The 8564-nt window shown below is 65.0% G+C and carries 7 protein-coding genes; 3 read left to right on the forward strand and 4 right to left on the reverse strand.

Annotation, left to right across the window (positions count from 1 at the left end):
* Nucleotides 1-1234: NAD(P)-binding domain-containing protein (locus tag QRO95_RS24475; protein WP_285303662.1), on the forward strand; the 1234-nt coding region annotated here is incomplete at its 5' end.
* A 39-nt stretch (nucleotides 1235-1273) separates the two neighbouring features.
* Here QRO95_RS24475 and QRO95_RS24480 read toward each other — a convergent pair.
* The 3 genes from QRO95_RS24480 to QRO95_RS24490 all read right to left on the reverse strand — a co-directional run bounded on the left by QRO95_RS24480 (nucleotide 1274) and on the right by QRO95_RS24490 (nucleotide 4630).
* The gene (locus QRO95_RS24480) at nucleotides 1274-2383 is read right to left on the reverse strand and encodes a polyamine ABC transporter substrate-binding protein (protein ID WP_032127877.1); all 1110 of its coding nucleotides are present in this window, start codon (nucleotides 2381-2383) and stop codon (nucleotides 1274-1276) included.
* 91 nt (nucleotides 2384-2474) lie between these two features.
* Nucleotides 2475-3872 carry a glutamine synthetase family protein gene (locus tag QRO95_RS24485; RefSeq protein ID WP_032127878.1) on the reverse strand — a complete coding sequence of 466 codons (1398 nt, stop codon included), beginning with the start codon at nucleotides 3870-3872 and terminating at the stop codon, nucleotides 2475-2477.
* Nucleotides 3869-4630, reverse strand: a complete 762-nt coding sequence (locus QRO95_RS24490; protein WP_285303663.1) for a gamma-glutamyl-gamma-aminobutyrate hydrolase family protein — start codon at nucleotides 4628-4630, stop codon at nucleotides 3869-3871. The genes QRO95_RS24485 and QRO95_RS24490 overlap by 4 nt, the downstream gene beginning before the upstream one ends.
* 161 nt (nucleotides 4631-4791) lie before the next feature.
* On the opposite strand from QRO95_RS24490, the gene QRO95_RS24495 reads away from it, so the two are divergent.
* Together QRO95_RS24495 and QRO95_RS24500 are read left to right on the forward strand one after the other, a co-directional pair.
* Nucleotides 4792-6069 (forward strand): FAD-binding oxidoreductase, encoded by a 1278-nt coding sequence (locus tag QRO95_RS24495; RefSeq protein WP_285303664.1) that lies wholly within the window; start codon nucleotides 4792-4794, stop codon nucleotides 6067-6069.
* A 202-nt stretch (nucleotides 6070-6271) separates the two neighbouring features.
* Nucleotides 6272-7876: an MASE1 domain-containing protein gene (locus tag QRO95_RS24500; protein ID WP_049399959.1), complete on the forward strand. Its 1605-nt coding sequence runs from the start codon at nucleotides 6272-6274 to the stop codon at nucleotides 7874-7876.
* Between the two features lie 120 nt (nucleotides 7877-7996).
* Here QRO95_RS24500 and QRO95_RS24505 read toward each other — a convergent pair.
* Nucleotides 7997-8564: hypothetical protein (locus QRO95_RS24505; protein ID WP_343237346.1), on the reverse strand; the 568-nt coding region annotated here is incomplete at its 5' end.

Below are 8564 nucleotides of genomic sequence, written 5' to 3' on the forward strand. Positions count from 1 at the left end.
CGTCAAGCATCGCGTGCTGGAGGCCGAAACCGTGGGCGCCAGCTGGCAGCGGCGCTGGGATTCGTTCCAGACCAACACCGCCAACGCGACGATGGCCCTGCACGGCCATGCCTATGCAGGTGACGACCCGGAAGGTTTCATGGGGGCCCCGGAGGTGATCCGGCGGCTGCGCGACTATGCCGACGAACGTTCGTTGCCGATCAGCGAGGGATGCGGGGTACATCGGGTCGCACCTCGGCCCGGTGGCTATGCCATCGACAGCAGGCAGGGGCCGATCCACGCCCGCGCGGTGGTAGTCGCTACCGGTGAGTACCGCCGCGCGCGGATGCCCCGGGTCCCGTTCGCGCCCGCGCGGGGTCTGACGGTGCTGCACTCCGGCGACTACCGCAGCCCCCGCCAGCTACCCGACGGCGGCGTGCTGGTCATCGGTGGCGGCCAGTCCGGCGCGCAGATCGCCCAGGACCTGCGCGACAGCGGTCGCAGCGTGCACTGGTCACTGGCCCAGCGGCATTCGCATACCCGCCGGCTGCGCGGCAAGGACTCGATGACCTGGTGGGACATGGCCGGGCGCATCCACCAGCACGTGAGTGAAGCGGCCGCCGTCCTGGCCGGAGAACCGGATGCGCTGCGCAAGGCCCGCACCGCCGAATTCCCGCTGATTTCCGGCAAGGGACGTGCCGGCCTGGGCAGCTCGATCAGCCTGCTGGCGATGCACCGCGCAGGCATCAGGCTGCTGGGCCGGTTGCAGGGCTTCGATGGAAATGTCGCCCGCTTCGCCGATGTGCGCCCGCAGCTGCGCACCGCGATCGAGGCGACACGGACCGAATATGCCTATCTCGATTCGCTGGCCAGCGCGTACTACGCCACGCGCCCCGAACCGCGCACCGACGATGCCCGCTACATTCCCGAAGAGGTCTATCTGCACTGGGAGCCGGACGCCGCCCCGCGTGAACTGGATCTGCAGGCCGCAGGCATCCGCTCGGTGGTGCTGGCCACCGGCTTCGTCGCCGAATGGCCGTGGCTGGACGTGCAGGGCGTGCTGGACGCACATGGCTATCCGCTCGGCGAGTTCGGCGTTTCACCGCATCCGGGGCTGTTCTTCATCGGCATGCACAACCTGCAGCGGATGAGTTCGTCGTTCCTGTGCAACGGCGGTCGCGATGCACGTGACCTGTTGCCGGCGATCCTGCGGCACCTTGACCAGGGCGGCGGTACCGCGCCCGGCCAAGGATGAAGCAATCCGCCGGGCATGGCCCGGCGGCGCCAGACCGGCTTAACGGCCGGTCTTCACCTCGGTCCACAGCCGGGTGTAGAGCTTGTCGGTTTCCGGCGTGTTGATCGAATAGGTGAACATCTTGTCGGCCACGTCGGCCGGCGGGTAGATGGTCGGGTCGGTACGGATCGCCTCATCCACCAGCGGGGTCGCGGTCGGCACCGGGTTGGCGTAGTGGATGAAGTTGGTGTTGGCCGCGGCAACCTTCGGCTGCAGCAGGTAGTTGATGAACGCGTACGCGGCTTCCGGATGCTTGGCATCCTTCGGGATCGCCAGCATGTCGAACCACTGCGGGGCGCCTTCCTTCGGGATCGAGTAGGCCACGTGCACGCCATTGCTGGCTTCCTCGGCGCGGTCGCGGGCCTGGATGATGTCACCCGACCAGCCGACCACCAGGCAGGTACCGCCGTTGGCCAGCGACCCCACGTACTGCGAGGAGTGGAAATTCTGCACGTAGGGGCGGATCGACTTCAGCAGGTCGGCCGCCTTCTGCAGCTCGGCCGGGTCACCGCTGTGCGGGTCCAGGCCCAGGTAATGCAGCGCGATCGGGATCATGTCCGCCGGCGTGTCCAGGATGGTCACGCCGCAGTCCTTCATCTTGCTGATGTTCTCCGGCTTGAACACCAGGTCCCAGCTGTTGGCGATGTCGGTGCTGCCGCCGAAGCGCTGCTTCAGCATCTCCACGTTGTAGCCGATGCCGGTGGTGCCGATCATGTACGGCACGCCGTACTGGTTGCCCGGGTCCTGGGTGGCGATGCGCTTCATCACCGCCGGATCGAGGTTGGCCAGGTTCGGGATCTTGCTCTTGTCCAGCGGCAGGAACACACCGGCCTGGATCTGGCGGCCGAAGAAGTTCAGGGTCGGCACCACCACGTCGTAGCCGCTGTTGCCGGCCAGCAGCTTGGTCTCGACCATCTCATCACTGTCGAACACATCGTAGGTCACCTTGATGCCGCTCTCCTTCTCGAAGGTCGGGATGGTGTCCTCGGCGATGTAATCGCTGTAGTTGTAGACGTTCAGGACCTGGCTGTCCTGCGCGCCGCCGTTGCCACCGCTGCAGGCGGCGAGCATGGCGGAGGCCAGGCCGAGCGTGAGGATACGCAGCTTCATCGGGTGCTCCAGAATGCGGGAAGGGGGGCCGGCGGGGCCGGCGACGGGTGCCAGCCTACCCCCCGGCGGCGGATTTTTCTATTCCAGATGCTCAGACGTTCAGCAGCAGGAACTCGCGCTCCCACGAGCTGATGACGCGGAAGAAGGTCTCATATTCCTTGCGCTTGACCGAGATGTAGGCGCGGCAGAAGCGCTCGCCCAGCAGCGCCTGCAGCTCGCTGCACTGCTCCAGCCCGTCCAGCGCTTCGCCCAGCGAGCGCGGCAGGTTGTAGCCCAGTTCCTTGGCGCTGCCGGTCACCGGCGCATCCGGTGCCAGCCGCTCGCGGATGCCCAGCAGGCCGCAGGCCAGGGTCGCCGCCATCGCCAGATAGGGATTGGCGTCAGACCCGGCGAAACGGCTTTCCACGCGCATGTTCTCCGGCGTGTCCAGCGGCACACGCAGCCCGCAGGTGCGGTTGTCATAGCCCCAGTGCACGTTGCTCGGCGAGACCTCGCCGAACACCAGCCGGCGATAGGAATTCACGTTCGGCGCAAAGAAGGCCATCGCCTGCGGCACGTACTTCTGCAGGCCGCCCAGGTAGTGGCCGAACACCGGGCTGAACTCGCCCTCGGCATGGGTCTCACCGGCGAACACATTGCTGCCATCGCTCACCCGCACCAGGCTCTGGTGGATGTGCATGGCGCTGCCCGGCTCGTTTTCCATCGGCTTGGCCAGGAACGTGGCATACACCCCGTGGCGCATCGCCGCTTCGCGCATGGTGCGCTTGAACAGGAATACCTGGTCGGCCAGGTCCATCGCATCGGCATGGGTGAAGTTGACCTCCAGCTGCGCGGCGCCGGATTCGTGGATCAGCGTGTCCACGTCCAGCTTCATCGCATCGGCGTAGTCGTACATCAGGTCGAGAATCGGGTCGAATTCGTTGACCGCATCGATCGAGTACGACTGCCGCGCGGTTTCCGGACGCCCGGAGCGGCCGGCCGGTGGCAGCAGCGGGAAGTCCGGGTCGGTGTTCTTCTGCACCAGGAAGAACTCCAGCTCCGGCGCCACCACCGGGCGCAGGCCCAGCTCGGCGTAGGCCGCCAGCACGCGGCGCAGCACGTTGCGCGGTGCCAGCTCGTGCGGCTCACCGCTCTTGGTGTAGCAATCGTGGATGATCTGCGCGGTGGCATCGGCCGCCCACGGCACCATGCGCACCGTGTCCGGATCGGGGCGCAGCATCATGTCCGAGTCCGACGGCGAGGTCAGGTCGTAGTAATCGTCAGGGAACTCGCCGGTGACGGTGGTGGCGAAGATGCCTTCGGGCAGCCGCGTGCCGTAGTCGTGCGAGAACTTGTCAGCCGGAATGATCTTGCCGCGCGCGTTGCCGGTGATGTCCGGCACCAGGCACTCGACCTCGGTGATGCGCCGCTCCTTCAGCCAACGCAGCAGACTGCTTTCCTGCGGTGCGGGGGGCGTAGCCGTCTTGCGCGGGCGCGTTCGGGAACTCATCGGGAATCCAGTCGGTTCTGTTGGTGCTCCCGGCAAGCTTGGCCGAACGCACGGAAAATAGCGTGATAGAACGGCGAATCCATGACACGCCACTCCGGGTGCCACTGTACGCCGAGCACGAAATCATGGTGCAGGCTGCGTGCCGCCTCGACCAGGCCATCATCGGCCACGGCTTCGACCTGGAGCCCCTGCGCCAGGCGGGCGATACCCTGCCCGTGTACCGAATTGACCTGCGTCCGGTCACTGCCGCTCCACCGCGCCAACCAGCCATCAGCGGCCAGGGTGACCGCGTGGGCCGGCCCATACTGCACCTCCACCGGCGCCTGCGGGTCTTCGCGGTGGTCGGCCAGGCCAGGCACCGCATGCACCTGCGGATGCAGGCTGCCACCCAGCGCGACGTTCAGTTCCTGGAAGCCGCGGCAGATCGCCAGCACCGGCAGGTCCAGCGCCAGCGCTTCGCGCAGCAGCGCGAACGCATTGGCATCACGGGCCGGGTCATGCGGATTGCCCGGCCAGCTGCGGCCGCCCTCGTAGTGCTGCGGTTCGATGTTGCTGACCGCCCCGGTCAACAGCAGGCCATCGAACCCCTGCAGCCATTCGCCAGCCGGCAAAGGAGGCTGCAGGCTCGGCAATACAACCGGGGTCACTTCGGCAGCCTCGGCCAGCGCGCGCACGTACTTCTCGCCGGCCACCGCGAAGCGGTGATGGCCGAGCACGGTGCTGTCGGTGGGCAGGCCCACCCAGGGCAGGCGGCGCATGGGAAAACTCCTTGGCGTGCCGACACGTTACCCGTCGCCCGGCGAACGCGGCAAGTCGTCGCCGTCACACCATGGCCGTCACGCATCGGCGAAACTAAGCGCGTGAACGCTGATCGCCCTCCCCCGCTCCGCCCGTCCGTACTGCGCCCGCAAGGCCTGCGATGAGCGCCGCCTTCCCGCCCAGCTGGTACGCCGCCAGCCTGCACGAGCCGCCCGCACTGCCCTCGCTGCAGGGGAATGTGCAGGCCGATGTCGCAGTGCTTGGCGCGGGCTACACCGGCCTGACCGCAGCACTGGAACTGGCTACGCGTGGCCAGCGCGTGGTGGTGCTGGACGCGCAGCGGATCGGTTGGGGCGCGTCCGGTCGCAACGGTGGCCAGGCGCTGGTGGGCTATGGCTGCGAGGTGGACGAGCTGGAGCGCCAGCTCGGCCGCGACGATGCGCGCCACCTGTTCGACTGGTCGCGCGACGCAGTGCAGGCGATGCGCAACCGCATCGATCGCCACGGCATCGACTGCCATTGGGTGGAAGGCCATGCCAGCGTCGCCATCCGTGAACGCCATGAGCGTGAACTACTGGGCAACTGCGAGCACCTGCAGCGCCACTACAACTACCCGATGCAATGGTGGGACCGTGATGCCCTGCGCGCGCAGCTGGACAGCCCGCGCTACCGCGCCGCGATGTTCGATCCGCTCAGCGCGCACCTGCAACCGCTGGCGTATGCACGCGGCCTGGCCGATGCGGCGCGCGCGGCCGGCGTGGTGATCCACGAGAACTCCGCGGTGACCCGCGTGCAGCGCGGACCGCAGCCTGCCCTGCATACCGCTCAGGGCAGTGTGCGCGCTGCGCATCTGGTGGTGGCCGGCAACGCCTGGCTGCAGGGCCTGCTGCCCGAGCTGGAACGGCGGATCATGCCGGTGGGCACCTATATCGGCGCCAGCCAGCCGCTGGGTGCTGAACGCGCCCGGGCCCTGATCGGCAACAACATGGCCGTGGCCGACACCGCATGGGCTCTGGACTACTTCCGCCTCAGCCACGACCACCGCCTGCTGTTCGGCGGCCGCGCCAGCTACTCGGCCCTGCCCCCACCCGGCCTGCGCGGGGTGATGCAGCGGCGCATGCACCAGGTGTTCCCACAGCTGGCCGACGTGGCACTGGACCAGGTCTGGGGTGGTTATGTGGACATTACCCGCAACCGCGCCCCGCATTGGGGCCGGCTGGACGGCAACCTGTACTTCGCGCAGGGGTTCTCCGGCCATGGGGTGGCCGCCGCCGGGCTGGCCGGCGAGGTGATCGCCGCCGCGATTGCCGGCCAGAGCGAGCGTCTGGACGTGTTCCAGCGCCTGCGGCATGCGCCCTTCCCTGGTGGGCGGCTGCTGCGGATGCCGCTGCTGGTGGCAGCGATGTCGTGGTACAAGCTGCGGGATGCGTTGTGGTGAGTTGATCAGGGATCCCCCTGAATCAGCTGCCTCGAAAACTGTGAAACCCGTCGCCACGGCAATTCATGTGATGATTTTCTCACTTGCCCGGCGCTGCGCTGCAGTGATTGCATAATCGAACGCGTGTCGATACCGTCGGTAAGAACCGGGTCCCGCGGCGAATGGATGCTGACAGGGAACGTACTGTGAAGGGGTAGTGCGATTGAATTGGTGGAATGAAGGCCTGCAGCTGAAGTTGCGCATCCATCCGGCAGGACTTGCCTTGGCTGTGCTGTATGCCATTGCCTGTTGGGCCACCCGCCAGCTGTCCCTTGATCAGTTCTATCTGCCCGCTGGTGTACGCGTGGCCGCGGTACTGCTCTGCCCTCCTCGGCTTTGGCCCTATCTCCTGCTGGGCGAGTACGCCTATTTCGCACAGATGCGAGTGCCGATGATCGATCGGTACGGGCTGACATGGGTCATTCTCGGCTCGGTGTTCCAGATGCCGGTTGTAATGACGATCGTCTATCTCCATCGCAATGTAATCTCGGCAGTAAAGAACGCTTGGCTCATCTCGATTGCTGCCTTCGCTGCAGTTTCCGTCACACTGATCAACCTGCTTCTGGCGAACTTCCTCTGGCCAACACCTCCCGCTTTTCCGCTGTTGACCGGAATCGTCCGCCTGGTAGTAGGTGACTTCATAGGCATACTCACGTTTGCGCCGCTTGTGCTGCTGTGGTCGCGAGGCAAGGCTGAAGTGCAGGTCCGGAAACGGGATATCGCACAGATGGCAGGAGCGCTTGCGCTGATGGTCGTGTTCGGCCTTTGGGCTGCGGACGTACCTGCCGATGCTGTGACGACAAAAGTATCCCTGCAACTCCTCATGGCGCTTCCCGCCGTTCTTCTCACATGCGTATATGGGTGGCGGGGCGCCGCCATCGGCGTGCCGACCCTGAACATGATTATCGGTCTGACAACACCTTCGTCTCACCCTGAGTCATTCGATCCTGCATCGTTCGCGACCCAGCAGATCATGGCCGTCACGGGCGCAGCACTGCTCATACTGGGCTCCCGGATCACTCACTACTATCACCGTTATCGACTGCGGGAGGTCGGCGAGAAAAATGCCATCAGACTTGCTCGGAGCTCCCATGTCGCCAGTGAGCTGGATCTTCGCGAACGCGCGTTGCATCTGCGGAAGCTTGGGGATGGCATTGATCATGCGCTTGATGAGGTGATCAACTGGCTTACTGCACAAGGCCATCATGCGATTGCGGAGAGCCTTGTACATGTGGCGTCGATTCATTCGCGCCAGTTCCGCGAGCAGACAAGCATGATTTATCCGACCGCCCTGGAGCAGCTCGGCCTTTATGTTGCCCTCCGAGCAGGTGGCGTTCGCGAAGCATGGGAAAGAACGGCTCGCGTCGCCAATCCGTCGTTGCTTGGCGACCCCTGTCAACTCAGTGTCGGACTGCAGCTTGCTGCCTACCGCACTGTGATAGATGCGGTGTCACTGCTGATCCAGGGTGAAACGGGACAGATCTACGTGCGGGCGCGTTGCGGACGGACGGGTTCGCATCGTGGAATCCTGATAGCGGTATCACTACTGGATCAACATCAACGCCTTTCGGACACAACCGCCGCCGCCGCGATGGAACGACTGGCCGGCAGGACGCTTGCCTACGGCGGCACACTGAAATGCAACCGAAATCGCATCGTGCTGGCAATGAAGGAAACGGGTACAGCCGCTCCTCTGGATGCTTTTTCATCAGATGCCCGGAACAGCCTTTCGGGACTCGAAGCGGGTCCCTCACGCGCTCAGGCTTGAATGACAAGGTCTACTGACTTCTGTTTCGATAGCAGGCATTTGCCCCCGCCTTGAGCGTGGTCGCGGAAACGTGCAAGCGGTTTTGATCGCTCGCACGCCTCAAGCCCTCCGGTCCGGGCGCTACGGTGTTTCGACAGACCAGATGTCGCCATCCGCGGTGGCATACCGCACCAGTACCACGTCCTGCGCACGATACACCTCGGAACGCTTTGCAGTGGATGGAACAGTGAGTCGCTGACCGGGAAGCGAAACAAGTGCTGCGGACTTGCCGGCAGGCAATGCAAAGTACGCACCAGCGGCATTGCCGATGATCAGCTTTACCTGCCCGGTCAGATCGTTGACCTGCAGGTAGACCATGCCATCGCGTTGGAAGGCATACACCTGCCAAGCGGGATCGGCGCTGATGTCTGCGGCGGCAGGGTTGGTCTCACCAAGGCCTGCCTTCGAAACTGCGGCACTTGCCAAGGGACTGCCGTGGTAGTCACCGCCCCCTCTATCACTCGCGAATACCGGAGCTGCGGCGAACAATGTTGCCCCGGTTACAACACCAACAAATATGGATCGCACAATGACCTCCTGGTCGGAATGAGAGCAAACAACCTCGAGACGATAGTAGCGTCTTCCCGCCACAACAAAGTGATTGACGGATAATCCGGACGATTTAGTTTCATTCGTGCCCCCTGCCCCC

Source organism: Stenotrophomonas maltophilia group sp. Smal13 (assembly GCF_030236855.1).
Classification (GTDB): Bacteria; Pseudomonadota; Gammaproteobacteria; order Xanthomonadales; family Xanthomonadaceae; genus Stenotrophomonas; species Stenotrophomonas maltophilia_A.

Excerpts from the sequence above, each read along its gene's own strand:
- QRO95_RS24495 (WP_285303664.1), top strand. The coding sequence starts at position 4,792 with ATGAGCGCCGCCTTCCCGCCCAGCTGGTACGCCGCCAGCCTGCACGAG.
- QRO95_RS24490 (WP_285303663.1), bottom strand. The coding sequence starts at position 4,630 with ATGCGCCGCCTGCCCTGGGTGGGCCTGCCCACCGACAGCACCGTGCTC.
- QRO95_RS24480 (WP_032127877.1), bottom strand. The coding sequence starts at position 2,383 with ATGAAGCTGCGTATCCTCACGCTCGGCCTGGCCTCCGCCATGCTCGCC.
- QRO95_RS24485 (WP_032127878.1), bottom strand. The coding sequence starts at position 3,872 with ATGAGTTCCCGAACGCGCCCGCGCAAGACGGCTACGCCCCCCGCACCG.